1 protein-coding gene is annotated in these 278 nt (G+C 80.2%); it reads right to left on the bottom strand.

What is annotated here, in order from left to right:
- On the bottom strand, window positions 1-278 hold a 278-nt coding region (locus KZZ07_RS26840; protein WP_219520006.1), incomplete at both ends, for a DUF58 domain-containing protein.

The raw sequence follows: 278 nt of genomic DNA, 5'->3' as shown, positions 1-278 counted from the left end.
CCGCCGGCCGGCCGCAGCACGGTCGGCGCGCCGGCCGAGGCGACCGCGAGGCCGACCCGGCCGCCGTCGGCGGCGACCCGCCAGCCGAGCAGCGCCAGGGCCACGGCGGCCGCCCCCGAGCGCAGGGCCCTCCGGGTGCCGAACAGCATCGCGGGCCGGAAATCGGCGAGCAGCACCACGGCGCGGTCGCGCTCGTCGTGGTGGGTGCGGACGTGCAGCTGCCCGGTCCGGGCCGTGGCGTTGCGGTCGATGAACCGGCGGTCGTCGCCCTCGGACCA

The sequence above is a fragment of the Mameliella sp. CS4 genome, from assembly GCF_019392335.1.
Lineage (GTDB): Bacteria > Pseudomonadota > Alphaproteobacteria > Rhodobacterales > Rhodobacteraceae > Antarctobacter.
The sequence above is the reverse complement of the archived record's forward strand: the minus strand, read 5'-3'. Positions and strand labels throughout refer to the sequence as shown.